Raw genomic sequence first — 25,004 nt, 5'->3', positions numbered from 1 at the left:
GAAGACAAGTTAAGACTTCATCTCTGCCAAGCCCTTCTCCAGGGTCACATCAGGCGAGTAACCCAGTTCGGTCCTCGCGGCGGTGATGTCGTAGGAACGGTCGCGGCCGGTCCAGCCGACAAGCCAGTTCGTCAGCGGGGGTGCCGTCTTTCGGCGAAGCAGGCGTGCGGTGCGATCCATCATCGCCGCCATGGGTGCCGCGATCGCCATGGGCACGCTGCGGCTCTTGGACAAGTCCACGCCACACGTTGCCAGCAAGGGAGTGAGGAAGTCCCGGATGGGCATCGGGGTGCCGTCGGTGATGTAGTAGACGCCCCCGTCCCGACCGTGCGTGAGCGCAAGGACGATTGAGCTGACCAGGTTTTCGACGTGTACGAAATCGACGGTGTGCCTGCCGTTGTCGATCCAGGAGAACCGTCCGGCCTCGGCGACCTTGGTCAGGTCGTCGAGGGTCGCCATCCCGCGGCCCCAGATGAACGGCGGCCGGAGCACCACCAGTTCGGTCTTCCCGCTACGGGCGTTCAGCAGTGCGCGCTCGGTGGCCAGCTTGACCCGGCTGTAGGCGATGTTCGGCTTGCCTTCCGGAGTGAGTTCGTCGACGACGGGACGACGTTGGCTACCAGTGGAGACGGATGCGGCACTTACCAGCACGAACCGTCGCACCCCGGCGGCAACGCTCGCCGCGTGCAGGGCCACTGTCGGCACGAGGTTGGCATGTTCGAAGAGAGAGTCGGGTCCCCAGAACTCCATGTGAGCCGCGAGGTGCACGACCGTGTCGACTTCCTCCAGCCTGGCGAGCCACGGCCGCGCATGGGGATCGGTCTTGCGGAGGTCGGCGAGATCGCCGGGGACCGGGTCGGCTCCAGTCGCACGCACGCGATGGATGCTTGCGCCCGACCTGGCGAGTGCCAAGACCTCGTGTCCCTCGGCGACGAGGCGATGGACGAGGGCACTGCCGACGAAACCGCTGCCGCCGGTGACGAAAATCTTCATGCTTCCACTCCTTTGTGCGCACTTTCTCGTGTGCAGCTGGTTCGCGTCCCGCAGGGCGGGCGAGCGGTGTGACCACTCGCCCAGCGCATTGCCGTCAAATGGTTTGGCGTCGATGTATCGATGTCTATGTAACCTGCCGTAGGATGGTGCGTCAAGTAGGAGGTGGCGATGTCCAGCGCGAGGGAACGTGTGACCGCGGCGCGGGTGGCCGACGAGTTCAGTCGTGCGGCGAAGATCCTCGTGCGTCACTTCAACGAACGTCTGGGTGAGCACGGCGTGTCAACACCGAGGTCCCGCCTGGTGGTCGAGGTGGCGCGGTCACAGCCGGTTCGTGTCACCGAGCTCGCTCTCGCAGTCGGCATCACTCAAGGGACCGCTTCGTCCCTCGTCGAGGCGCTCGTCCGCGACGGACTGCTCGAACGCCAGGCCAGCGCGGACGACCGCCGGTCCGTATTCCTCCGGGTGACCCCGCAAGGAGCCGCGCTGGCTCAGGACTGGACGACCAGCTACGAACTGGCGGCGGAAGAGCTGTTCAGTCCACTCACCGCGGAACAGCTGTCCACACTGGTCGAGATTCTGGGGGTTCTCAGCGCCGACGAGACGCCAGTCGTCGGCGAGTGACGTGCTGAGCGCGCCTCGCCGAGCCTGACAAGTCGGGCGCGGTGTTCCCGCTCACCGGTGCCGACGAGGAGTGAGCGCCGTGGTCCCATGTCTCACAACAGAGCACGTATCACCGGGTGTGGCGTAAGGCCCGGAAGGCGGCGCTGACCGAAGAGGAGTTCGCCTCCCCACTCGCGAAGCGGCCTTACGACCTTCGTCATGCAGCGGTGTCGACGTGGCTCAACGCCGGAGTGCCCGCTCCGCAGGTCGCGGAGTGGGCGGGACACAGCGTCGCCGTCCTGCTTCACGTCTACGCGAAGTGCATTGCAGGCCAGGAAGAACAGGCTCGTCAGCGCATTGCCGATGCTCTGGGCGAGAAATAAATCGCGGGTACGCCACGGGCACACTACGGGCACGGCTTCTCGTGGACGCTCGTATTCGGCCGAACTCAGCCGGACGGATACGATCGGCCCGTGGGCACGCTCCCGCAGGTCACGGGCTGAATGGGCGAGGCGGCACTCGGTGCCCCCGGTGGGACTCGAACCCACACCACAGCCCTTTTAAGGGGCTTGCCTCTGCCATTGGGCTACGGGGGCGCCGCGATCATATGTCACGGATCACTCCTCTGTAAGCAAGTTACGTCTTACGCGGCTTGTCCCCCTTTCCACGGCCCGTGAACGGCGCCTGTGGGCGCCGACCGGTCAAGGAACGGGAGACCCTCCGGGAGCGCCCGGACCGCGATCCGGCGGCGATCCGACATCGGGTCACGCTTCTATGACATCACCGGTCAGGGCCGTGGAGAGCGCGAAACGGCCCGGCGGTTGAGCGCCGGGCCGTCCAGGCCGGGGTCCGTTCAGGCGGGGTCCGGGCTCCGCCGTGGCGGCGCCCGGCCGGAGGCTCAGCGCTTGAGCCCGCTTTTGGCGGCGGCCCGGAACTCGTCGCGCGGGTGCTCGATCTCGCCCAGGGAGATCGTCTCCCGCTTGAAGAACAGCGACAGCGTCCAGTCCATGACCACCCGCACCTTGCGGTTGACGGTGGGCACCCGCGACAGGTGGTAGGTGCGGTGCATGAACCAGGCGGGGAGACCGCGCAGCTTGATGCCGTAGACGTTGGCGACGCCCCGGTGGAGGCCCAGGCCCGCGACCGACCCGACGTACTTGTGCCGGTAGTCCTTCAGCTCCTCCCCGCGCAGGTACGCGGTGATGTTGTCGCCCAGAACCCGGGCCTGCCGTACGGCGTGCTGGGCGTTGGGGGCGCAGAACTGGCCGGGGTTGGTCACGTCGGGCACGCCCGCGATGTCGCCGGCGGCGAAGGCGCCCTTGACGCCCGCGACGGTCAGGCGGGTGGTGGTCTTGATCCGGCCGCGCTCGTCGAGCGGCAGGTCGGTGGAGTTGACGATCGGGCTGGGCTTGACCCCGGCGGTCCAGACGATCGTGGCCGACTCGAACTCGTCGCCGTCGGAGGTCTTGACCAGGCCGCCCTCGCAGGACTGCAGGAACGTCTCCATCTTGAGCTCGATGCCGCGCTCGCGGAGCTGCTCGGCGGTCCACTCGCCCATCTCGGGGCCGACCTCGGGGAGGATGCGGTTGGACGCCTCAATGAGGACCCAGCGCAGGTCCTTCTTGTCGATGCCCGGGTAGTACTTGATCGCGTCCTCGGTCATGTCCTCCAGCTCGGCGAGCGCCTCGATGCCCGCGAAGCCGCCGCCGACCACGACGAAGGTGAGCGCCCGGCGGCGCACGTCCTCGTCCTCGGCCGACTCGGCGCGGTCGAGGAGGGCGAGGACCCGGTTGCGCAGGGCGATGGCCTCGCCGACGCTCTTGAAGCCGATGGCCGCGTCCTCCAGGCCGGGGATGGGCAGCGTCCGCGAGATCGACCCGGCGGCCATGACGATGACGTCGTACTCGATCTCCCTCGACTGGCCCGCCGGGGGCTCGAAGGTGACCGTACGGGCCTCGTGGTGCACCTTGGAGACCCTGCCGTTGAGGATGCGGACCTTCGGCAGCACCCGGCGCAGCGGCGCAACGACGTGGCGCGGCGAAATGTTGCCGGCCGCCGCCTCGGGCAGGAACGGCTGGTAGGTCATGTACGACTGCGGGTCGATGAGCGTGATCCGCACGCTGCCGTCACGGAGCTCACGACGGAGCGTGCGCTGGAGACGAAGAGCCGAGTAGAGGCCCACGTATCCACCGCCGACGATGACGATGTGCTGCGGCTTGCGGTCTGCCACGATGCCCTCCAAGGCTTGTGAAACCATTCACAAGCTTACGTCACGAGTTGGCCACGAGGCCATCGAGCAAGGGCCGAAGGTCGAGTGATTTTCCCCACTTGGTCATCCGTCGGCGATGTTCCGGCAAAAAATTCCGGCGATATTCCGGGAGTGATCGGGTTCACATTCGTGAATCCGTTCACAAGCATGGTCAGGCGGTGGCCCCGAGGGCAGCGGCGCGGGCGAAGACGGCGTCGAGCATCTCCGCCGTCACCCGTCCGGTGAAGGTGTTCTGCTGGCTGGGGTGGTAGCAGCCGATGAGGGTGACGGGCGTCGCGCCGTGGACGAGCGGCACCTCGACGGCGTGCCCGAACCCGGGCCTGCGGGACGGCAGGGTGAAGCCCGCCGCGCGCAGCGCGGGCCAGACCGCCTGCCAGGCGAAGCCGCCGAGGGCCACGATCACCCGGGTCGTTCCGGCGACCAGCGCCAGTTCCGCGGCGAGCCAGGGGAAGCAGGTGTCGCGTTCCTCGGGGGTCGGCTTGTTGGCGGGCGGCGCGCAGCGCACGGCCGCCATCATCCGGGCTCCGATCAGCCGCTGGCCGTCGCCCGCGTGGACGCTGGTCTCCTTCGCGGCGAGCCCGGTGCGGTGCAGCGAGGCGAACAGCCAGTCGCCGCTGCGGTCGCCGGTGAAGATCCGCCCGGTACGGTTGCCTCCGTGCGCGGCGGGGGCCAGGCCCACGATCAGCGTGTGCGGCGCGTCGTCGCCCCAGCCCGCGATCGGCCGGCCCCAGTAGGTCTCATCCGCGAACGCCCGCCGCTTCACGTCGGCGACCTCCTCCCGCCATTCGACGAGCCGGGGGCAGGCCCGGCACACCGACTGCCTGGCCGTCAGGTCCGCGAGCGTACGGCTCTCGGCCGCGAGCTTGGCGACCTCGTGGGCGTCACGGGCGACGGGGGTGCCGGGGCCGGCGGGGTCGCCCGGCCAGCCGGAACCGGGAGGAACGAAGCTCATGTCACCGATCGTGCCAGGTTGACGGGGATGCGTCGGCCGGAAGCCGGCTCTCACGATGCCCGCGACCGCCGGTCACGACGCCCGGGGACCGGCCCGCCCGGCCCGCGTGAGCGCGGGTGGGGGCGGATGGGCGCGGATGGGCGCGGATGGGCGAGTGAACGAGCGGGCGCGTGCCGTGAGTGCCGTGAGGGCAAACACCGAGAAAGATTCGATCTTTTCCGTCGCACTGGAGGTGGGTACGTACCGGCCCGTGTCCACCGACCCATGCCCCCCGCTGTTCGGCCCCGCCTTCGACGCCGATCCCTATCCCGCCTTCGACTGGCTGCGGCGCAACGCGCCGGTCAGCCGCGTGCCGCTGCCCGGCTGCGACGCGTGGCTGGTCACGCGGTACGAGGACGCCGTCGCCACGCTGACCCACCCGTCGCTCGCCAAGGACCCGGCCGCGGGTTCGCCGGAGTGGCGGGCCGCCGGTCTCGGCCTGCCCCTCGATCACCGGCCGTCGCTCGCCCGCCACATGATCAATGCGGACGGGGCCGACCACGCGCGGCTGCGCCGTGTCGTCAGCGCGGCCTTCACGCCCCGGCGGATCGCCGGGCTGCGGGCCCGGGCACTGGAGATCACCGACGACCTCCTCGACCGTCTCGACGGCCCGGAGGCGGACCTGGTCGCCGGTCTCGCCTATCCCCTGCCGATCGCGATCATCTGCGACCTGCTCGGCGTGCCCGAGGAGGACCGGGCCGTCTTCCACCGGCACGCCTCGGTGATCGACTCCGCCGCGGCGTCGGAGGTGGAGGAGATCGCCCGGGCCACCGACGCCCTGGAGGCGTTCCTCGACGACTTGGTCGAGCTCAAACGGTCGAGGCCGGGGAGCGACCTGCTCACCGACCTCGTACGGCGGTCCAACCAGGGCGAGATCGACAAGGACGAGCTGACCTCGACCGCGTTCCTGCTGCTCGTCGCGGGTCACGAGACGACGGTGGCGCTGATCGGCAACGGCCTCCTCGCGCTGCTGCGGCATCCCGCCCAGGCGCGGGCCCTGCGCGACGATCCCGCCCTGCTGCCCGACTACATCGACGAGATCCTTCGCTACGACGGTCCCGTACGGAACGCCACCTGGCGCTTCCCGACCGAGCCGGTCGTGATCGGCGGCCAGGAGATGCTGCCCGGAGAGCCGATCCTCGTCTCGCTGCCGGCGGCCAACCGGGACCCCGCCGCCTTCGCCGACCCGGACACGTTCGCGCCGGGCCGGATCGGCGAGCCCCATCTCGCCTTCGGCCGGGGGGCCCACTACTGCATCGGCGCCGCCCTGGCCAAGGTCGAGGGCGAGGCCGCGATCGGCAGGGTGCTGGAGCGCTTCCCCGATCTGGCCCTCGCCGTCGACCCGGCCGAGCTGCGCTGGTGGCCGAGCATGATCATGCGCGGCCTGTTCTCCCTCCCGGTCCGGCTGCGCGCCTGACCGGTCAGTCGCCCCGGCGGTCCGGCGCCGGCTTCGTCCGGGACGGGGCCGGCGACGGGGTGGACGCGGCGGGTGCGGCGGGCGCGGGTGTCGGCGGAGCCGTCTCCTCGCCGTCTTCCGGGGTCGGCCTGATCGTGGGGCCCGGCGCGGCGGTGGCGGAGTCGGTGGCCGAGCCGGAGCCGGAGGCGCAGTCGCGCTCCCGGGCGGACCTGGGCTCGAACGACGCGAGCGGCAGGGGGTAGGCGTTGCGGAGCGGCGGCTCCCCCTCGCAGGGGATGACGAGCATCTGCCCGAAGTCCTCCGGCCGCAGGGTGAGCGGCCTGCCGTCCTGGTCGTAGAGGCGCACGTCGTGCAGCGGGGTGCCGTCCGCGGCGTACGGGAGGATGTTGTAGACCGGACCGCCGTCCAGGGTGGCGACGCGCTCGATCGCCATCACCCTCCCTCCCGGCATCTCGGCCGGCCCGGGGCCGTAGTCGAAGGACACCTCCTGGGGCGACGTGCTCGGCACCATGGCCATGGCGGAGATCACGAGAACCACCGCCAGCACGTTGACCCCGGCGAGCAGCGTCCGTCCCCAGCCCCGCGACCCCCTGCGGGCGTGCCGGCCCAGCCAGACGGACAACCAGACGACGGTGAGGGTGAACACCCAGGCCACCAGGTCGCCGGGGATCAGCCCGGGCGTGGTCATGGGCGCGAGCACGGCCAGCGCGATCGCATAGCCGCGCAGCACCCACCAGGCCGGGCGCAGCTCGGGGAGGAAGGCGGCGGCCTGGCGGTAGGGCGGCAGCCCCTGCATACGGGTGTGGACGCGCCGGGCGGCCCCGGCCGTCCGGGAGCGCAGCCGGCCGCGCCGGGAGGTCGCGGCGCCCGCCGGCCGGCCGCCGTAGGCGGCGCGCAGCTCCGCGGCGTACGCCTCCGGGGCGCCGAGGCGGTCCTCCAGGGACAGTCCCGGCTCGGCCGCGACCTCCGAGATGTGGTCGTGGAGGTCCTCCAGCAGGGTCTCCCGGTCCTCCGGGGGAAGATCGGCCAGTGCCTCGCGCACGGCGTCGGCGTACGCCTTGGGCGTCAGGGGGGAGTTCATGCCGGGGCGACCTCCTTCAGCAGGTCGTTCATGGTGGCGGCGAACGACGTCCAGGTCGTCGCCGAGTTCTGGAGGAGCGAGCGGCCGACGTCGTTCAGGCCGTAGTACTTGCGGTGCGGCCCCTCGTCGGAGGCGACCACGTAGGAGTTGAGCGCTCCGGCCTTGAAGAGCCGTCGCAGGGTCCCGTACACAGAGGCGTCGCCGACGTCCTCCAGCCCCGCCTCACGCAGGCGGCGTACGACGTCGTAGCCGTAGCTGTCACGTTCGGCGAGCACCGCGAGGACGGCCAGGTCGAGGACCCCCTTGAGAAGCTGGCTACTGTCCACGCACCGCAGAGTACTACGCAATGCACAGTAGCTACAAGATCTTCGGGTTCTCCACGCGGCGCTCACGCTATCCGGTACTTTCCACTGCCGCAGCCGTCGGCGAGTAGTTGATGGGCCGTTCAGGTGTGCATGACCGCACTGTCGCAGCCGGCCACAGGTGCAGGCGATCCACAAGGGCAGGCGAAAGACAACACGGCCGGCTTCGGCTCATGTTGTGGCGGTCGGGACGGCTGTCTGTCCGTGATCCGAACTCGGCTGGGTGCCGTCCGAGGTCGTTTCGGTTGTGGTGTAGAGGACCTCGCGGACCTGCTCCGCGGCGCGGAGCAGGCTTACGGTGATGAAGTCGTGGAAGCGGGCGACGTTTTCGAGGCGGGTGGCGGCCGGGGTGCCGGGGCCGAGGACGGCGACGCCCTGCCGTGCGGCCTCGACCAGCTGGTCGTTGGACCGAGCGCTGCGGACAACCGCCTGGTACCAGAGGTCGTCGTCGACGACGTAGCGCTCGCGGCGGCGTTCGTCGCGTTCCCGGCGAATGAGGTCCAGATCCCCGAGGAACGTGATCGCTTTGGAGATGGACGCCGGGCTGACCTGGAGGCGCTGGGCGAGTTCGGAGGCGGTGAGGCTGCCGGTGTCGGTGGTGTAGAGGCAGCCCAGCACCCGGGCCATCATCTTGGGCAGGCCCGAGGCCATGAAAACGCCGGTGAGGGTCTCCTGGTAGTCGCGCACAGCCTCGGCGTCGCGTCCGTAGGGCTGCGGGGAAGCCTGCGCCCCCCGGGGCGCGGCCTGCCTGCGTCGCTGGGTGCGCTGCTGGGTGGCGCGGTGGGCCAACTCGGCGCGGTAGCCGGTGGGACCGCCGTTCCGCGACACCTCACGGGTAATCGTGGAGGTCGGACGGCCGAGACGGCGGGCGATCTCGGCGTAGGCCATTCCGTCGGCCAGCCCCACCGCGATCTGCTGGCGCTCCTGCTGGGTGAGCCTGCCTCCCGGCATCACAACCCCCTTCGTGCCCCACGGGCGCCCCATGGCGCCGCCCGGTGTTCCCCTGACGCCTCCACCATAGCGTTCAGCTTCATTACATTGCAATGGCCGAGCGACGAGTATTGCGTTAATCCCGAAGGCCGTTGCAACAATTTTCTGCCATTCACCTGGACAAACACGGATTCTGTGCAACGCTGATGTTGCACACTTTTAGAAAGCAACGTAGCGTTTCAGGTGTCGGAAACAACGCGGCACAAGGAGCACACGATGCAGAAGTTCGAGACCCCCACCCCGATCTCCACCGTCCTTCACATCTCCGCCGGACGCGTCCAGGTCATCGCCGCAGACCGGGCGGACACCACCGTCGAGGTCCTGCCCGCCAACCCCTCCAAGGGCCGCGACGTGAAGGCGGCCGAGCAGACCACGGTCGAATACGCCGACGGCGTCCTGCGGATCGCGACCCCGGTGAAGAACCAGCACCTCGGCCCGACTGGAGCCATCGAGGTGACGGTCAAACTGCCCGCAGGCTCCCGCGTCGAGGCCAAGACGGCCAGCGCCGAACTCCGGACCGTCGGCCGCCTCGGCGACATCGCCTTCGAAGGCGCGTACCGCCAGATCAAGCTCGACGAGACCGCAGGCCTCCGCCTCACCGCGACCGACGGCGACGTCGAGGTCGGCCGCCTGAGCGGCCCCGCGGAGATCAGCACCGCAAGAGGCGACATCACCATCGCCGAGGCCACGGGCGGCAAGGTCGTGCTCCGCACGCAGTCCGGCGACATCTCGATCAACGCCGCCGCCGACGTCTCGGCCTCCCTGGACGCGGGCACCACCCACGGCCGTGTCATCAACACCCTCAAGAACGACGGCACCGTGGAACTCGACATCCACGCCACCACCTCCAACGGCGACATCACCGCCCGCAGCCTCTGACCCACAGCCGACCCGCAGTGCCCGGGGCCGAACGCCACTTTCATCGACTGTCTGGGCTACGCGGCCACGCCACGGGCGTCATGCCCGGCCGGCTACTTCCCAGCCGAGCTCACCCCCGACCCTCGTGCGTCGTTCCTGGAAGCCCATGAACGACGCGCCGGGCGGGTCTCACAAATTCGAGCACCGTACGCAAGGAGATTCATCATGGGAACCGGCGACAGCGGCTTCTCCGCGACCGGGCTGCGCAGACTGCGCGAGGTGCTGGCCCGGCATGTCGAGTCTGGGAAGATCCCCGGGCTCGTCGCCCTGGTCAGCCGGGGTGATGAGACACACGTCGAGGCGATCGGGACGATGCGTCATGACGGTGGCGCGCCGATGCGCCGGGACACGATCTTCCGGATGGCCTCGACGTCCAAGCCGGTCACGATCGCGGCGGCGATGGTCCTGCTCGACGAGTGCCGGTTGCGGCTGGACGACCCCGTGGACCCGTGGCTGCCGGAACTGGCCGACCGGCGGGTGCTGAGGCGGTTCGACGGTCCGCTGGACGACACCGTGCCGGCGCGGCGGCCGATCACCGTCCGGGACGTGCTGACCTCCACGTTCGGGCTCGGCATGGACATGACGTCGCTGGGCACTCCGATCATGAACGCGGTCTTCGAGCGGGGACTCACGCCCAACCTGCCCGTGCCGATGCCCGAGCCGGACGAGTGGATGCGCCGCCTGGGCGAGCTTCCGCTAATGCATCAGCCCGGAGAGCGCTGGCAGTACCAGATCAGCAGCGACCTGGTCGGTGTGCTCGTCTCCCGGGTCACCGGCCGGTCATTCGAGGAGTTCCTGCGCGAGCGCGTCTTCGAGCCGCTGGGCATGACCGACACCGGCTTCCACGTGCCCGCCGACCAGATCCACCGGCTGCCGCCCCTGTACGCCCCCGACCCGCAGACCGGCGAGTTCCTCGTCTGGGACGAGGCCGAAGGCGGACGCCACGGCAAGCCTCCGGCGTTCCAGGGCGGCGGCGGCGGATTGGTCTCCACCGCCGACGACTACCACGCCTACTTCCGGATGCTGCTGAAGGGCGGGATGCACGGGAACGAGCGGATCCTGTCGCGGCCTGCGGTCGAGCTGATGACCACCAACCGCCTCACGCCCGAGCAGCAGGCCGCCCGGGACGCCATGGCCAGGAGCAACGTCCACGTGTCGCACGGCCAGGGGCAGCACGGTGGCTGGGGCTTCGGGATGGCGGTGCGCACCTACCGCGGCGACTACGCGCCCATCGGCCAGTTCGGCTGGGACGGCGGAAGCGGCACCGCGACCTACGCCGACCCGGCCAACCAGCTCACCGGCATCCTGCTCACCCAGGTCGGGGCGTCCACCCCGGATTCGTCCCGGCTCATCCACGACTTCTGGACTACGCTCTACCAGGCGATCGACGACTGACGCAGAGCCGACGCCCCCTGCACCCCTCCCGCCGAACGTCGTCCTGGAGCGGGACGCGGCGCCGGGCGTGCGGAAGGCCGAGCCCGCGGCGGACGGGCGGTCAGGCGGTGAGGGACCAGGCGATCCCGTCGAGGATGTCGTGCTCGCTGACGACGACCTCGGCGAAGCCGTAGCGGCGGACGATCCGGTCGAGGATCAGCGCGCCCGCGCCGATCACGTCCACCCGGCCCGGATGCATGACCGGTATGGCCGCCCGCTCGTCGTGGGTCATGCGCAGCAGGCGCGCGGACACCTCGTGGACCCGCTCGGCGGGGATCCGCGAGTGGTGGATGCGCGCGGGGTCGTAGGCGGGCAGGTCCAGCGCGATCCCGGCGACCGTGGTGACCGAACCGGCGAGGCCGACCAGCGTCCGAGCCGTACGGACGGGCACGTGCTCCTCCACCCGGTCCATGGCCGCCTCGATGTCGGCGACGGCGGCCGTCACGTCACCGTCCGCCGGAGGATCGGCCCGCAGGTGCCGCTCGGTGAGCCGCACGCACCCGATGTCCACCGACAGCGCGCCCTCGACGCTCCGGGAGCCGACGACGAACTCGGTGCTGCCGCCGCCGATGTCGACCACCAGATACGGCGTCTCGGCCGCGGCCCCGGCGCGGGCGAGGCCCCGGGTCGCGCCGGTGAAGGACAGCCTGGCCTCCTCGTCACCGGAGGCCACCTCGGGCTCCACGCCGAAGATCTCCAGCACGCCGGTCACGAAGTCGGCCCGGTTGGCGGCGTCCCGGGTCGCCGAGGTGGCGACCACCCGGACCGGCACCTCCTCGCCCGAGGCGTGCTCCCTGATCAGCTTGGCGTACCCGCGCATGGCGGTGAACGTGCGCTCCAGCGCCTCGGGCGCGAGCCGTCCCGTCCTGTCGACGTCCTGGCCGAGCCTGACGATCTCCATCCGGCGCTCGACGTCCGTGAGGTCGTCGCCGGAGACGTCCGCGATGAGGAGCCGGACCGAGTTGGTCCCGCAGTCGATCGCCGCCACCCGCCTCATGCCCCGGCCCTCCCGTCGGTTCGCGTTACCTTGCCCGTCCGCGCCCATGCCGCGAGAGGCATGTCCCCGCGCGTGGTCACGCGGGATCCGTCTCCACGCAGGGCCCGTCGGCCCACCACTGCGGCAGCGCGTCCAGGGCCTCCCGGCCGAACGGGTTGACGCCCGGCGCGGCCAGTTCGTGCGCGACCAGCGCGTGGAGGCACTTGACCCGGCCGGGCATCCCACCCGCGCTCTGCATGTCGCGGGGCAGCGGCTCCATGCCCTCCTCGCCGGCCGCCCGGTCGCGGCGGTCGAGGTAGTCCTCGTGGGCCGCGCGGTACGCCTCGGCCAGTTCGGGCTCCTCGGCGAGCCGGGCCTGCATCCGCTTCATCAGCCCGGACGACTCCAGCGTGCCGATGGCCGAGGCCGCCTTGGGACAGGTGAGGTAGAACAGGGTCGGGAACGGCGTGCCGTCGGGCAGCCGCGGCGCGGTCTCCAGCACGTCGGGCAGCCCGCAGGGGCACCGGTGGGCGACGGCCCGCACCCCGCGCGGGGGACGCCCCAGTTGCGCCCGCGCCGCCGCCAGGTCCGCTTCGTCCACCCGGTCCGCCACGTCGATTCTCCTCGCCGATCTACTTCTGGCCCGCCGGTGCGGCGGGCCGTCCCTTGTCCGCCGCCTCGAAGGACCGCCAGAGCGTGACGTACCACGCGGGCCGCTCCGGGGGCTTGCTCCCGGCCTTGGCGGCGGTGGAGTCTGCCGCCTCGTCGAGCACCTGGTAGCAGTCGGCCCCCGGCTCGCAGTAGAAGAGCCGCTCCTTGGCCAGGCGCTTGATGTACTCCGGGTCCTCCAGGCGGCGGCGCCGCTCCTCCAGCCTCTGGAGCTTGCTCAGCGCGTTCGCCTGCTGCGCCTCCAGCTGGGCGATCTGCCGGCGCTGGGCGACGTACTCCCGGGCGGGGTAGGCCAGGCTCATCGCGATGGCGCACACGACGACCGCGAGGATCGCCGCGCGCCCGGTGAGCTGCGGCCGCGTCGCCACCACCGAAACCACCCCTCCCGGTCAGTGCTCGCACAGGGCCCGCAGAGGGCCCGGTCACGCCGGGTGCGGCGCGGCGGGGTGCCGCGCCGCATGCCCGTACGGTGCCCGGCCGGGCCGCCCGCGTTCGCCGCAGGCTACCCCGTCGCGCCGCCGTTATCCCTTGAAGCGCGGGAAGGCGGAGCGACCGGCGTACCGCGCCGCGTCGTCGAGCAGCTCCTCGATGCGCAGGAGCTGGTTGTACTTCGCCACGCGGTCGGAGCGGGCCGGGGCGCCGGTCTTGATCTGGCCGCAGTTGGTGGCCACGGCGAGGTCGGCGATCGTGGTGTCCTCGGTCTCGCCGGACCGGTGGCTCATCATGCAGCGGTAGCCGCTGCGGTGGGCGAGGTCGACCGCGTCGAGGGTCTCCGACAGCGTGCCGATCTGGTTCACCTTCACCAGCAGGGCGTTGGCCGCGCCCTCGCCGATGCCGCGGCCGAGCCGCTCGGGGTTGGTCACGAACAGGTCGTCACCCACGAGCTGGACCTTCGCGCCGAGGGACGTGGTGATGGCCTTCCAGCCCTCCCAGTCCTCCTCGTTCAGCGGGTCCTCGATGGAGACCAGCGGGTAGGAGCGGACCAGGTCCTCGTAGAAGGAGATCAGCTCGGCGGACGACACGCCCTTGCCGTCGATCGTGTAGACGCCGTCCTTGTGGAACTCGCTCGCCGCGACGTCGAGCGCGAGCGCGATGTCCTGGCCCGGGGTGTAGCCGGCCTTCTCGATCGCCACCAGGATCAGGTCGAGCGCGTCGCGGTTCGACGGCAGGTTCGGCGCGAAGCCGCCCTCGTCGCCGAGGCCGGTGGCGTAGCCCTTCTCCTTCAGCACGCCCTTGAGCGTGTGGTAGGTCTCGGCGCCCATGCGCAGGGCGTCGGAGAACGTCTCGGCCCCGATCGGGGCGATCATGAACTCCTGGATGTCCACGTTGGTGTCGGCGTGCGCGCCGCCGTTCAGGATGTTCATCATCGGCACGGGCAGGATGTGCGCGTTCGGGCCGCCGACGTAGCGGAACAGGGGCAGGTCGGCGCTGTCGGCGGCGGCCTTGGCGACGGCCAGCGAGATGCCGAGGAGCGCGTTGGCCCCGAGGCGGGCCTTGTTGGGCGTGCCGTCGAGGTCGATCATCGTCTGGTCGATCAGACGCTGCTCCTCGGCGTCGAAGCCGATGATCTCGTCGGCGATCTCGTCGGTGATGCCGAGGACGGCCTTCTCGACACCCTTGCCGAGATAGCGGCTCTTGTCCCCGTCACGCAGCTCGACGGCCTCGAACTGGCCGGTGGAGGCGCCGCTCGGAACGGCGGCGCGGCCGGTGCTGTAGTCGTCCAGCAGTACCTCGACCTCGACCGTGGGGTTCCCACGGGAATCGAGGATCTCGCGGGCGGTAACGGCCTCGATGGCAGCCACGAACGCTCCTAGCAAAAAGGCGGGCGGTTTGCGACCAGAGCCTATCGGTCCCTACTGCACGGTACGGCGGAGGGGCTGGGCTTCACGGCGTGTCCCGCGGCTCCCCGGCCTGCCCTGTGTCGATCTGCTCTGGGCCGATCTGCTCTGTGCCGATCTGCTCTGGGCCGGCCTCCCACCGCTCGACGCGCCGCCGATACTCCCTGGCCGCCGCCCTGAGCTCGGCCTCGGGGTCGAGCCCGTCCTCCTGGACCGTCCGTACGAGTGCGAACAGGCGGGCCCCGGCCCCGGAGGTGAGGCCGTCGGCGAGCGAGGCGGGCGCACCGGCCCGGCCGGCCCGGCGGAGCAGCTGGGCGGCCAGGGAGATCGCGGGCTGCCCCATCGGCACGCCGCTGAGCGCCGACGAGGTCTCGCCCTTGGCGGCGCGCTCGGCGGCCTTGATCGTCTCCCAGTTGTCGCTGACCTCTCCGGCCCCGGTTACCCGGACGTCGCCGAAGACGTGGGGATGCCGGCGCACCAGCTTCTCCACGATGCCGGCGGCCACGTCGTCGACGTCGAAGCCGCCGCCCTCGGCCGTCCGCTCCTGGGCCACCCGGGAGTGGAACATCACCTGGAGCAGCAGGTCGCCCAGTTCCTCCCGGAGGGCCGGGTAGTCGCCCTGGTCGATGGTCTCGAGCACCTCGTAGGCCTCCTCGACCAGGTAGGGCGCGAGCGACTCGTGGGTCTGCTTGCGGTCCCACGGGCACTCGCGGCGCAGCCGGTCCATGACCTGGACGAGATCGAGCACCCGGGCCCCGGGAAGGTCGTAGGAGCCGGGGACGACCTCGATCTCCGGCGGGTCGTCCAGGGCGAGCGCGGCGTGGCCGACCGCGCGCATGAGGTCCTCGTCGCCGTCCTGGGCGGCCAGCCACACCACCGTCGCCGTACGGCTCTCGCGGGCGAGCGCGCCCGGGTCGGGCGTCACCACCTCGACCGCGACCCCGGCCTCGCCGAGATAGGGCAGGTACGGATGGTCGGGGGCGCCGGTGAGCGCCCGGCCCCGGGTGAGGGCCCGCCACGCCGCGGGAGCGAGCAGGCCCGGGGCGACCCGGGGCGAGGTGGTCACCACGATCAACGACATGCCCTCACCCTAACGACCGGCGAACGGCCGCCGCTCAGCCGGCGGCCGGCGGCGCCTCCTCGGCGGCCCCTCCAGCGGGAGCGGCGGGCGCGGCGGGCTGGTACGCGCCGAAGCGGTCGTCGGCCACGAAGCCCTGCGCGGGGTCGTACTTGCCATACCGCGGGCTGTACTTCACCGGGACCGTCGTCTCGGCCTCCTGGAGCACCTTCTGCCCCGCGGCCTGCTGGCTCGCCTCGTCCTGGCCCGCCCCGGCCTGCTGGGCCAGCTTCGACCGGATGATGTAGGCGCGGAGGAAGGCCCGGCTCTGGTCCTTCGGGATGCCGTTGGCCAGCAGCACCTTGTCGAACTGCGCCCAGCCGCCCTGCGCCACGGCGAGGTCGTCGATGTCCCGGTCGCTGGCGGTGACGCCCTTGCGCCGGCCGAGCTCCTCGAACTGCCTGCTGAAGGTCATGTTGAGCAGCACCATCTGCGGCAGCGAGGCGGGCAGCTGGAGCTGGTCCTCGGGGATCTTGTTCGCGGCGAGGTCAGCGCGCAGCGCGCGCACCTCGTCGTTCACCTGGCTGGAGGTGATGCGCTGGTTGCCGATGATGGCCGCGGAACCCGCCTGCACCGGGCCGCCGCAGGCGGTCATGGCGATACCGGCCGCCGCCAGCGTCACGGCGACGCGCACTCGATACGACTTCACGGACAATCCTCCCGAACGACACCGGCCAGGCGTAGTGTTGACGATTTCGCGGGTCACTGTACCCGCATCGGCTCCAGGAACAGGGCCTCGACCAGGTCCCCGCACCATTTCAGCAGGTCGAGGTCGCGCAGCGGCTGCCCGCCGATCGGCTTGGTCTTGGGCACCGGCACGAGCAGGGTCCCGGTGGCCTGCTTCCACAGGGACCGGGGATAGAGCCGCTGCAGCCGCACCTGCTGGGAGTCCCGCAGCTCCACCGGGGCGAACCTGATCTGCTGGCCCTGCAGCGTCACGTCCGTCAGCCCGGCCCGCCGCGCGTTGATCCGGAAGCGGGCCACCTCAAGGAGGTTGTCCACCTCCTGCGGCGGCCTGCCGTACCGGTCGGTGAGCTCGTCGCGGACCGCCGCGATGTCGTCCTCCGAGCCGATGGCCGCGATCCGCTTGTACGCCTCCAGCCGCAGCCGCTCGGAGGTGACGTAGCCGTGCGGCACGTGGGCGTTGATCGGCAGCTCGACCTTGACGTCCGGCCGCTCCTCCGTCTGCGTGCCCCCCGTGAGCTTCGCCTTCTGCTCCTGGACGGCCTCGGCCATCATCCGGACGTACAGGTCGAAGCCGACACCGGCGATGTGCCCGGACTGCTCGGCGCCGAGGATGTTGCCGGCGCCGCGGATCTCCAGGTCCTTCATCGCGACGTACATGCCCGCGCCCATCTCGGTGTGCTGGGCGATCGTGGCGAGCCGCTCGTGCGCGGTCTCGGTCAGCGGCGACTCGGGCGGGTAGAGGAAGTAGGCGTATCCCCGCTCGCGGCCCCGGCCCACCCGGCCGCGCAGCTGGTGGAGCTGCGACAGGCCGTAGTTGTCGGCCCGGTCCACGATGAGCGTGTTGGCGTTGGGCACGTCGAGGCCCGACTCCACGATCGTGGTGCACACGAGCACGTCGAAGTTGCGCTCCCAGAAGTCCACCATGATCTTTTCGAGCTGGGTCTCGTTCATCTGCCCGTGCGCGACCGCGATCCGCGCCTCCGGCACCAGCTCGTGCAGCCGCGCGGCCACCTTGTCGATCGTGCGGACCCGGTTGTGGACGAAGAACACCTGGCCGTCGCGCATCAGCTCGCGCCGGATCGCCGCACCGATCTGCTTCTCGTCGTACGGCCCGACGAAGGTGAGGATCGGGTGCCGCTCCTCCGGCGGGGTGAGGATCGTCGACATCTCACGGATTCCGGTGAGGCCCATCTCCAGCGTCCGCGGGATCGGCGTGGCCGACATGGCGAGCACGTCCACCTGCGTGCGCATGTGCTTCATGGCCTCTTTGTGCTCGACGCCGAACCGCTGCTCCTCGTCCACGATGATCAGCCCGAGGTCCTTGAACCTGACCTCAGGCGACAGCAGCCGGTGGGTGCCGATCACGACGTCCACCCCGCCCGCACGGAGGCCCTCGAGCGTCTCCCGCACGTCGGCGTCGGTCTGGAACCGGGAGATCGGCTTCACCGTGACGGGAAAGCTGGCGAACCGCTCGCCGAACGTCGACAGGTGCTGCTGCACCAGCAGCGTCGTCGGTACGAGCACGGCGACCTGCTTGCCGTCCTGCACCGCCTTGAAGGCCGCCCGCACCGCGATCTCGGTCTTGCCGTAGCCCACGTCGCCGCAGATCAGACGGTCCATCGGGACCGCCCGCTCCATGTCGCGCTTGACCTCGTCGATCGCTTCGAGCTGGTCGTTCGTCTCGGCGTACGGGAAGGCGTCCTCCATCTCCCGCTGCCAGGGGCTGTCGGGGCCGAAGGGGTGGCCCGGGGAGGCCATCCGGGCCGAGTAGAGCCGGATCAGCTCGCCCGCGATCTCCCTGACCGCCTTCTTCGCCCGGGTCTTGGCCTTGGCCCAGTCGGCGCCGCCCATCCGGTTGAGCGTGGGGGCCTCGCCGCCGACGTAACGGGTGACCTCGTCGAGCTGGTCGGTCGGCACGTAGAGCCGGTCGCCCCTGGCGTACTCGATCACGAGGTACTCCCGGGTCGCGCCCTGGATCGTGCGCTGCACCATCTCGATGTAGCGGCCCACGCCGTGCTGCTCGTGCACCACGTGGTCGCCGACCTTGAGCTGGAGCGGGTCGACCATGTTGCGGCGGCGCGACGGCAGCCGCCGCATGTCCTTGGTCGAGGCCTTCTGCCCGACCAGGTCGAGGTGGGTCAGCACGGCGACGCCGGGCGCGATGAACCCGTGGTCGATCCGCCCGGTGGTGACCTGCACGACGTCGGCGGGCAGCGGGCCGTCGAGGGACGGCACCAGCCGCGCCGCCACGTCGACGCCCCGCAGCAGCTCGACCATCCGCTCGGCCGGGCCGTGTCCCTCGCTCAGCAACACGACCGCCCGGCCCGCGCCGAGCCAGCCCTTGATGTCGGCGAGCGCGCGCTGCGTGTCACCCCGGTACGCCTCGACGTCCTGGGCCTCCAGCTCGACGCCCTCGCCGAAGGGGGCGATGCTCCACCACGGCTGGCCCAGCTCACGGGCGTGGTCGCGCACCTCCTCCAGCGTGCGGAACGAGGCCGCCTCCAGGTCGATCGGGGCCTCGCCGCCGGCCGCCGCGGCGATCCACGACGCCTCCATGAACTCCTGGCTCGTCCGGACCAGCTCGACGGCCCGGCCGCGGATGCGCTCGGGGTCGCAGACGAACACGGCCGACCGCACCGGCAGGTGGTCGAGCAGCAGGTCCATCGACCCGGCGAGCACGGGCGCGAACGCCTCCATGCCCTCGACCGGCACGCCCTCGGCGAGCTGGTCCAGCACGTCCTTGAGCGCCGGGTGCTCCTCCCCCAGCTCGCGGGCCCGCCGCCGTACGTCGTCGGTCAGCAGCAGCTCACGGCAGGGCGCGGCGAACAGGCCGTCGCGCGCGACCTCCAGAGAGCGCTGGTCGGCCACCTTGAACCAGCGGATCTCCTCGATCGTGTCGCCCCAGAACTCCAGCCGGAGCGGGTGCTCCTCGGTCGGCGGGAACACGTCGAGCAGTCCGCCGCGCACGGCCACCTCGCCGCGCTTCTCGACCATGTCGACCCGGTGGTAGCCGTTCTGCACCAGCCGGGCCACCACGTCGTCCAAATCGGCGTCGTCGCCCGCGTGCAGCCGTACGGGCGCGAGGTCGCCGAGGCCGGACACGATCGGCTGCAGCAGCGAGCGGACCGGGGCCACCACGACCCGCAGCGGCCCGGCGGCCGGGTCGCCCTCGATCGGGTGCGCCAGCCGCCGCAGGACGGCCAGGCGCTGGCCGACCGTGTCGCTGCGGGGGGACAGGCGCTCGTGCGGCAGCGTCTCCCAGGCGGGGAAGACGGCCACCGTGCTCTCGTCGATCAGGCTCGTGAGCGCCGCCGCGAGGTCCTCCGCCTCGCGCTCGGTCGCCGTGATGGCGAGCACGGGCCGTACGCGGGACAGCGCGGCCACGGCGAACGGCCGCAGCGCGGGCGGCGCCACCAGGTCGGCGCCCAGCTGGGCACGCGGATCGGCGGGCTGTCCGGCGGCGTCGAGCGCGGCGGCCAGCCCTGGTTCGGCGGAAACGAGGTCGAGCAGTCCGGAAAGAGACATTGATGCCTTCAAAAGCCCCGTGACTAAGACAGCAGGCGTGCGGACACGGGCCCGATCCGCGAGACGATCCCGACCGGGCCGCGGCTACCAAGGCTACCCCGGTTTATCCGGCCCACTCCGTCCGGCCACTCGGGGCCTGCGGTCCGTCGGCCCTGCCGGAGGCGCGCGACAGGAGCTTCCCTTGGTATTCGCCCCCTCCCTCGCTCCTAGGTCCGGACATGATGGGTGACGGCAAATGCGCAACGATGAGTCGCCAGATGATTACTCTCGGTGTCATGACAGAGGTTCGGGTGTCGTCCGCCGACCAGGACGACGTGTTCAGTCAGCGGATCCGCGAGCAGTGGACCGACCAGCTCGGGCGGCGGCTCGACATCCTCATCGCCGGATGCGGCCGGGGCGGCGAGCTCGACGTCGGGCGGTACGAGCCCAGGATGACCGGGGTGGACGAGGACCTCCCTGCGCTGCGGGCGCGCACCGCCGCCCGCGGCGACCTGGAGGCGTCCCATCTGGGCGACCTGCGCCTGGTGCCGATCCCGCCGCGCTCCTTCGACGTCGTCTACGTGTCGTTCCTGCTCGAACGCATCCGCCACGCCGAGCTCGTGCTCGACCGGCTCGTCGCGGGGCTGCGCCCCGGCGGGCTGCTGCTGCTCAAGATGCGCGACCGCAGGTCGGCGTACGGCTTCTGCGACCGGACGATCCCCGGCTGGTTCAGGCGGACGGTGTGGCGGGCGCTCGCCCCGGCCGGGACCGTGGGGCCGCTGCCGGCGGTCTACGAGCCGCTGGCGTCGCGCGAGGGCATCCAGGCGTACTGCCTGATGCGCGGGCTCATGATCGCCGAGGACTACTCGGCGGTGAGCGGTTCGGCCCGGCGGGGCCCGCACCCCACCCTGGTCGCCCTGGCCTGCCGGGCCGTGGCCGCGCTCTCGCGGGGCGGGCTCAACGGCACCGAGGACGAGATCACCATGGTGATTCGGCGGCCCCAGAACCACTTCGCCCGCCTCATCTGACCGGGCTTCCGCCGCCGGGGCGGGGTTCCGCGACACGTTCTGCGACACGAGGGCCGGACATCGCCGCGATGTCCGGCCCTCGCGGGGTTCATGGGCAGGTGCGAAGGGCTCGGGTGCGGCCGTACTCCGAGGTAAGGTTTCCTGACCATCCGACGACCCACCGACCGACGAAGCGGAAGCCATGACCGAGTGGACGCCCGACGCGCGTGAGCTGGCCGACCTTGAGCTGCTGCTGTCCGGGGCGTACGCGCCGCTGACCGGCTTCCTCACCGCCGCGGAGGCGGAGAGCGTGGCCGGGCGCGGGCGGCTGCCCGGCGGCGCCCCCTGGCCCGACCCGGTCACGATCGCGCTGCCCGATGAGATCGGGCCCGGCGACCGGGTGACGCTGAAGGACCCCGAGGGCGCGGCCGTCGCGGTGCTGACCGTCACCGAGCGCGACGGGCACCACGCGGCCGGGCCGGTCGAGGCGCTCGACGCCCCCGTGTACGGCCCGTTCGCGCGGCTGCGCCGTACGCCGGAGGAGGTGCGCAAGGACCTGCCGGACGGCGGCGAGGTCCTCGCGGTGACCATGCGCGGGCCGCTCGACTCGGCCGCGCTCGACGACGTCGCGGCGACCGCGGAGGAACTGGACGCGGCCGTGCTCCTGATGCCCCTGGTCTTCGGCGAGGCGGGTCCGGCGGTGGTGCGGGCCGCGCTCAAGGCGGCCGAGCGGCTGCCGGGGGCGATGGTGGTCGCGGTGCCGCTCGCGCCGCGCGAGGACGCCGAGATCGACCTCGAACTCCGCGAGCACGTGGCCCGCAACTACGGCGCCACCGAGCACTACGCCGGCCCCGCGCCGATCACGATCCCCGGACCACCGCACCGGCGGGGGCTCGTCGTGTTCTTCACCGGGCTGTCGGGCTCGGGCAAGTCGACGATCGCGCGGGGGCTGCGCGACGCGCTGCTGGAGCGGGGCGGCCGCACCGTCACCTACCTCGACGGCGACGTCGTGCGGCTTATGCTGTCGGCCGGGCTGACGTTCTCGCGGGAGGACCGCGACCGCAACATCCGCCGGATCGGGTTCGTCGCCGCCGAGGTCGCCCGGCACGGCGGCCTGGCGATCTGCGCGCCCATCGCACCGTACGCCGCGACCCGCGACGAGGTGCGGGCGATGGTCGCGGAGGTCGGCGGCGACTTCCTGCTGGTCCACGTGGCCACGCCGCTGGAGGAGTGCGAGCGGCGCGACCGCAAGGGCCTGTACGCCAAGGCGCGGGCCGGGCTGATCCCGGAGTTCACCGGCGTCTCCGACCCGTACGAGGAGCCCGAGGACGCCGACCTCGTCCTCGACACCACCGGCATGACGATCGAACGCGCGGTCGGGTCCGTGCTGAACCTCGTCACCTCGGGCGGCTGGATCCGCTAGCCGCGCCTCGCCGGGCTTCCCGCGGTCACTCGACGACGACGGGGGCGAGCGCGGCGGTGAGCAGGCGGCGCGGAGCGCCCGAGCCGTCCGCCGGCACTGTCCAGACGTCGGCGCCGAAGTCCCCCGGCAGGGCGTAGCCGAGCGTTCGGGCGTCGAGCCACACCGCCTGGTCGTCGACGCTGCGCCGCTCGGCGACCGGGGTCTCCCGCATCGTCCGGAGGTCGAGGACGTACAACCGCCACGGCGCGTCCTCCGGCAGACCGGGCACCCGCTTCTTGAACGCGAGGCGGGTGCCGTCCGGGGAGAGGGACGGGCACTCCACGTTCTCCCGGACCGTGGTCAGGGTGCGGGCCGCGACGTCGCCGCGGGCCAGCCACGTGCGGCCCCCGGTCGCGAGGGTGACCCAGAAGTGGCCGTCGTCGGCGAAGGTCACCCCCCACAGGTTGACGTCGGCCGCGTGATAGGGACGGCCGTCCTTGACGACGCTGTAGGTCTCCAGGTTGTCCTGCAGGGACCAGGTGCGGGTGTCCAGGATCGAGGTGCGGGTGGAGAAGTTCGTCCCCGCGTACGATTCGCCGCTCACGAAGACGGTCCAGGCCGCCATGCGGCCGGACGGCGAGACCCTCGTGCGGGTGGGAATTCCGGCGAGGGGGAACGCGCGCCGCTCCCGCAGGCGCGCGTCGAGCACCACGGCCCGGTAGGTGTCGCCCAGTGAGCCGTGTACGGCCTGCAGGCACGAGCCGGTGCCGGACGAGGCGTGGAAGCGCAGGCACCGCACCCCCGCCGAGACGCGAGCGGCTCCCGGGTCGTCCGCGGGCACGGCGACCACCTCGTCGCGGTGCGGACCCCACTCCATCGTCCGGAAGAGCATCCTGCGCTCGTGTCCCGCCGCGAGCGTGACCGCTCCCGGACCGGCGGCGGGCTCCGCCGCCCGCGGCAGGCCCCGGCTCTCCGCCCGGGCGGCGGCGTGCACCACCGCCCAGACGGACAGGCTCCCGAGGAGCAGGACCGCGGCCAGCAGGACCGTCAGGCGGGGTGGGACGGTCCGGCGGGGTGGGACGGTCACGGGACTCCCTTCTCGTCGCACGCTCAGGTCGCCCGCCGCCGGGAGGGGCTCGCGGAGGAGCCGGCGGAAGGGGCCGCAGGTGGGCCCGCGGAAGGGGCCCCAGACGGGCCCGAGGATGGGCTTGCTGACGGGCGCAGTGCGGCGATCGCGACGGGGGTGGAGATCGCCAGCCCCAGCGTCGCGACGGCGAGGGCGGGGCCGTCGCCCCAGGCCGTCCAGGCGGCGCCGAAGGCGATCGAGCAGGCGAACCGGGCAAGGGCCTGGCCGGTGCCCACCAGGGCCAGCCCTCTCGCCCGCATCGCGTCCGGCACGAGGCCGGCGACCGCGGCCGCCAGCACGCCGTCGGTCGCCGCGTAGAAGGCCCCGTGCAAAGCGAGCACCGCCGCCACCGGCACCATCACCGGCACCATCACCGGCACCGCCGACAGCGGCCCGCCGGGGACGGCCAGCACCAGCCCGTACGCGGCGAGCAGCGCCAGGTGCCCGAGCAGGAACAACCTCCGCCGTCCGATCCGGTCGGCGACGACGCCGAGGGGCACGGCCAGCAGCAGGAAGGCGGCCGCGGTCCCGAGCGGCAGCAGGGGGAACCACTGCGCGGGCACCTCGAACCTGCGCTGCAGCAGCAGGTAGACGAAGGAGTCGCTCACCGTCGTCAGCCCCAGCAGCACCGCGCACGCCGCGAGCCGCCGTACGCCGGGCATCCGCAGAAGCGCGGTCACCCGAAGCGCCCCGGAGGGAGCCGCACTCCCGTTGGCGTCGGTCAGGTCGGCGTCGGCGCTGGTGGGGTTGGTGGTGGCTCTGGCGGCGTTGGCATGGTCGGCGTCGGCGGTGTGAGCGGCGGCGCGGTCGGGGGTGGCTCTGGCGGCATTGGCTGTGGTGGCGGCACGGGTGGCGGCGTTCGCGGCGTTGGTGGTGGGGTTGACGGTGGCGGGGTTGGCGAGGTCGGCGGCGTTGGCAGTGGGGGTGGCGGCGGCAGGGTTGGCTGCGCTGGCGTTCGCGGTGGCGGCAGTGGCGTTCGTATTGGCACGGGCGGGGCGGGCGGGGACGAAGAGCACCAGCACCACCACGCCCAGCGCGGCGACGCAGGAACTGACCGTGAAGACGGCGTCGTAGCCCTCCACCGCCACGCCGAGCACCAGGAACGCCAGGACGGGCCCGCAGAGGGCTCCGGTGGTGTCCATCGCCCGGTGCACGCCGAACGCCCGCCCCCGGCGCTCCGGCGGGGTGGCCAGCGAGATGAGGGCGTCCCGGGGTGCGGTGCGCAGGCCCTTGCCCGTACGGTCGAGGGCCAGCACCGCGCCGATCGCCGGCAGGGTGTGGGCGAGGAGCAGCAGCGGCTTGCACAGCGCCGACAGGCCGTAGCCGGCCACGGCGACCGCCTTGTGCCGCCCGCCCCCGCCGTCGGCGAGGTGACCTCCGGCCAGCCGCACCAGGGCGCCGACCCCGTTGTAGACGCCGTCCAGCACCCCGAAGCCGAGCGGGGACAGCCCCAGCGCGGAGACGAGATAGAGCGGCAGCACGGCGGTGACCATCTCCGCCGACACGTCCGTGATCAGGCTCACCGCGCCCAGGGCCAGCACGGTTCCCGGAACGGCCGCCCACCGCCGTCCCCGGTGCGGGGCGACGGTGGGCGTGCCGCGGCTGTCCGCGAGATACACGCGG

Annotated in this window: 20 protein-coding genes, 1 tRNA gene and 1 pseudogene; 6 read left to right on the top strand and 16 right to left on the bottom strand. The window is 71.8% G+C overall.

The window, feature by feature from the left end; all coding sequences use genetic code 11:
• Positions 1–9: 9 nt before the first annotated feature.
• Positions 10–993 (bottom strand): NAD-dependent epimerase/dehydratase family protein, encoded by a 984-nt coding sequence (locus Mam01_RS26430; RefSeq protein ID WP_204287884.1) that lies wholly within the window; start codon positions 991–993, stop codon positions 10–12.
• 168 nt (positions 994–1,161) lie between these two features.
• Here Mam01_RS26430 and Mam01_RS26425 point away from each other — a divergent pair, with 168 nt between their 5' ends.
• Positions 1,162–1,614, top strand: coding sequence for a MarR family winged helix-turn-helix transcriptional regulator (locus Mam01_RS26425; protein ID WP_204287883.1), 453 nt, complete (start codon positions 1,162–1,164; stop codon positions 1,612–1,614).
• A 502-nt stretch (positions 1,615–2,116) separates the two neighbouring features.
• Here the strand turns inward: Mam01_RS26425 and Mam01_RS26420 are convergent.
• From Mam01_RS26420 to Mam01_RS26410, 3 genes are all read right to left on the bottom strand, one after another.
• Positions 2,117–2,189 (bottom strand) — tRNA-Leu (locus tag Mam01_RS26420).
• A 302-nt stretch (positions 2,190–2,491) separates the two neighbouring features.
• Positions 2,492–3,850: an NAD(P)/FAD-dependent oxidoreductase gene (locus tag Mam01_RS26415; RefSeq protein WP_150937639.1), complete on the bottom strand. Its 1,359-nt coding sequence runs from the start codon at positions 3,848–3,850 to the stop codon at positions 2,492–2,494.
• A 163-nt stretch (positions 3,851–4,013) separates the two neighbouring features.
• Positions 4,014–4,814 (bottom strand): uracil-DNA glycosylase, encoded by an 801-nt coding sequence (locus Mam01_RS26410; protein ID WP_204287882.1) that lies wholly within the window; start codon positions 4,812–4,814, stop codon positions 4,014–4,016.
• Between the two features lie 250 nt (positions 4,815–5,064).
• On the opposite strand from Mam01_RS26410, the gene Mam01_RS26405 reads away from it, so the two are divergent.
• The gene (locus tag Mam01_RS26405; protein ID WP_225311975.1) at positions 5,065–6,270 is read left to right on the top strand and encodes a cytochrome P450 family protein; all 1,206 of its coding nucleotides are present in this window, start codon (positions 5,065–5,067) and stop codon (positions 6,268–6,270) included.
• A gap of 4 nt (positions 6,271–6,274) precedes the next feature.
• Here Mam01_RS26405 and Mam01_RS37425 read toward each other — a convergent pair whose 3' ends face one another.
• From Mam01_RS37425 to Mam01_RS26390, 3 genes are all read right to left on the bottom strand, one after another.
• Positions 6,275–7,351: an HAAS signaling domain-containing protein gene (locus Mam01_RS37425; protein ID WP_204287881.1), complete on the bottom strand. Its 1,077-nt coding sequence runs from the start codon at positions 7,349–7,351 to the stop codon at positions 6,275–6,277.
• The gene (locus Mam01_RS26395) at positions 7,348–7,677 is read right to left on the bottom strand and encodes a PadR family transcriptional regulator (RefSeq protein WP_204287880.1); all 330 of its coding nucleotides are present in this window, start codon (positions 7,675–7,677) and stop codon (positions 7,348–7,350) included. The genes Mam01_RS37425 and Mam01_RS26395 overlap by 4 nt, the downstream gene beginning before the upstream one ends.
• Before the next feature lie 207 nt (positions 7,678–7,884).
• Complete coding sequence (locus tag Mam01_RS26390) at positions 7,885–8,664, bottom strand: GbsR/MarR family transcriptional regulator (protein ID WP_204287879.1); 780 nt, start codon at positions 8,662–8,664, stop codon at positions 7,885–7,887.
• Positions 8,665–8,919: 255 nt separating this feature from the next.
• Between Mam01_RS26390 and Mam01_RS26385 the strand changes: the two genes are divergently transcribed.
• Positions 8,920–9,582, top strand: a complete 663-nt coding sequence (locus Mam01_RS26385) for a DUF4097 family beta strand repeat-containing protein (RefSeq protein WP_204287878.1) — start codon at positions 8,920–8,922, stop codon at positions 9,580–9,582.
• A gap of 204 nt (positions 9,583–9,786) precedes the next feature.
• A complete protein-coding gene (locus tag Mam01_RS26380; protein WP_204287877.1) occupies positions 9,787–11,016 on the top strand; it encodes a serine hydrolase domain-containing protein in 1,230 nt (409 codons plus the stop codon).
• A gap of 100 nt (positions 11,017–11,116) precedes the next feature.
• Here the strand turns inward: Mam01_RS26380 and Mam01_RS26375 are convergent, their stop codons facing one another.
• From Mam01_RS26375 to mfd, 7 genes are all read right to left on the bottom strand, one after another.
• On the bottom strand, positions 11,117–12,052 hold the full coding sequence (locus Mam01_RS26375; protein WP_204287876.1) for a Ppx/GppA phosphatase family protein: 936 nt from the start codon (positions 12,050–12,052) through the stop codon (positions 11,117–11,119).
• 76 nt (positions 12,053–12,128) lie between these two features.
• A complete protein-coding gene (locus Mam01_RS26370) occupies positions 12,129–12,644 on the bottom strand; it encodes a DUF501 domain-containing protein (protein WP_204287875.1) in 516 nt (171 codons plus the stop codon).
• Between the two features lie 19 nt (positions 12,645–12,663).
• A complete protein-coding gene (locus tag Mam01_RS26365; RefSeq protein ID WP_204287874.1) occupies positions 12,664–13,071 on the bottom strand; it encodes an FtsB family cell division protein in 408 nt (135 codons plus the stop codon).
• Between the two features lie 150 nt (positions 13,072–13,221).
• Positions 13,222–14,502, bottom strand: coding sequence for a phosphopyruvate hydratase (gene eno / locus Mam01_RS26360; protein ID WP_150937620.1), 1,281 nt, complete (start codon positions 14,500–14,502; stop codon positions 13,222–13,224).
• 82 nt (positions 14,503–14,584) lie between these two features.
• Positions 14,585–15,619, bottom strand: a complete 1,035-nt coding sequence (locus tag Mam01_RS26355; RefSeq protein ID WP_204287873.1) for a nucleoside triphosphate pyrophosphohydrolase — start codon at positions 15,617–15,619, stop codon at positions 14,585–14,587.
• A 34-nt stretch (positions 15,620–15,653) separates the two neighbouring features.
• Entirely contained in the window at positions 15,654–16,304 is a 651-nt protein-coding gene (locus Mam01_RS26350) for a SurA N-terminal domain-containing protein (protein ID WP_204287872.1), read from the bottom strand.
• Positions 16,305–16,357: 53 nt separating this feature from the next.
• Complete coding sequence (gene mfd, locus Mam01_RS26345; protein ID WP_204287871.1) at positions 16,358–19,867, bottom strand: transcription-repair coupling factor; 3,510 nt, start codon at positions 19,865–19,867, stop codon at positions 16,358–16,360.
• 275 nt (positions 19,868–20,142) lie between these two features.
• On the opposite strand from mfd, the gene Mam01_RS26340 reads away from it, so the two are divergent.
• Together Mam01_RS26340 and cysC are read left to right on the top strand one after the other, a co-directional pair.
• Positions 20,143–20,874, top strand: coding sequence for a methyltransferase domain-containing protein (locus Mam01_RS26340; protein ID WP_204287870.1), 732 nt, complete (start codon positions 20,143–20,145; stop codon positions 20,872–20,874).
• A gap of 178 nt (positions 20,875–21,052) precedes the next feature.
• A pseudogene (gene cysC / locus Mam01_RS26335) lies at positions 21,053–22,276 on the top strand (adenylyl-sulfate kinase); the annotation flags it as partial.
• A gap of 25 nt (positions 22,277–22,301) precedes the next feature.
• Here cysC and Mam01_RS26330 read toward each other — a convergent pair.
• Together Mam01_RS26330 and Mam01_RS36935 are read right to left on the bottom strand one after the other, a co-directional pair.
• Positions 22,302–23,342 carry a TolB family protein gene (locus tag Mam01_RS26330; protein ID WP_204287868.1) on the bottom strand — a complete coding sequence of 347 codons (1,041 nt, stop codon included), beginning with the start codon at positions 23,340–23,342 and terminating at the stop codon, positions 22,302–22,304.
• A gap of 23 nt (positions 23,343–23,365) precedes the next feature.
• Positions 23,366–25,000 (bottom strand): MFS transporter, encoded by a 1,635-nt coding sequence (locus tag Mam01_RS36935; protein WP_239101630.1) that lies wholly within the window; start codon positions 24,998–25,000, stop codon positions 23,366–23,368.
• Positions 25,001–25,004 lie beyond the last annotated feature (4 nt).

It is taken from the genome of Microbispora amethystogenes, assembly GCF_016863015.1.
GTDB classification, from domain to species: Bacteria; Actinomycetota; Actinomycetes; order Streptosporangiales; family Streptosporangiaceae; genus Microbispora; species Microbispora amethystogenes.
This window is presented reverse-complemented; position numbering and strand designations above follow the sequence as displayed.

Coding starts and splice junctions, on each gene's coding strand:
- Mam01_RS26430 (WP_204287884.1), bottom strand. CDS start 993: ATGAAGATTTTCGTCACCGGCGGCAGCGGTTTCGTCGGCAGTGCCCTC.
- Mam01_RS26425 (WP_204287883.1), top strand. CDS start 1,162: ATGTCCAGCGCGAGGGAACGTGTGACCGCGGCGCGGGTGGCCGACGAG.
- Mam01_RS26415 (WP_150937639.1), bottom strand. CDS start 3,850: ATGGTTTCACAAGCCTTGGAGGGCATCGTGGCAGACCGCAAGCCGCAG.
- Mam01_RS26410 (WP_204287882.1), bottom strand. CDS start 4,814: ATGAGCTTCGTTCCTCCCGGTTCCGGCTGGCCGGGCGACCCCGCCGGC.
- Mam01_RS37425 (WP_204287881.1), bottom strand. CDS start 7,351: ATGAACTCCCCCCTGACGCCCAAGGCGTACGCCGACGCCGTGCGCGAG.
- Mam01_RS26390 (WP_204287879.1), bottom strand. CDS start 8,664: ATGCCGGGAGGCAGGCTCACCCAGCAGGAGCGCCAGCAGATCGCGGTG.
- Mam01_RS26385 (WP_204287878.1), top strand. CDS start 8,920: ATGCAGAAGTTCGAGACCCCCACCCCGATCTCCACCGTCCTTCACATC.
- Mam01_RS26380 (WP_204287877.1), top strand. CDS start 9,787: ATGGGAACCGGCGACAGCGGCTTCTCCGCGACCGGGCTGCGCAGACTG.
- Mam01_RS26375 (WP_204287876.1), bottom strand. CDS start 12,052: ATGAGGCGGGTGGCGGCGATCGACTGCGGGACCAACTCGGTCCGGCTC.
- Mam01_RS26355 (WP_204287873.1), bottom strand. CDS start 15,619: ATGTCGTTGATCGTGGTGACCACCTCGCCCCGGGTCGCCCCGGGCCTG.
- mfd (WP_204287871.1), bottom strand. CDS start 19,867: ATGTCTCTTTCCGGACTGCTCGACCTCGTTTCCGCCGAACCAGGGCTG.
- Mam01_RS26340 (WP_204287870.1), top strand. CDS start 20,143: ATGACAGAGGTTCGGGTGTCGTCCGCCGACCAGGACGACGTGTTCAGT.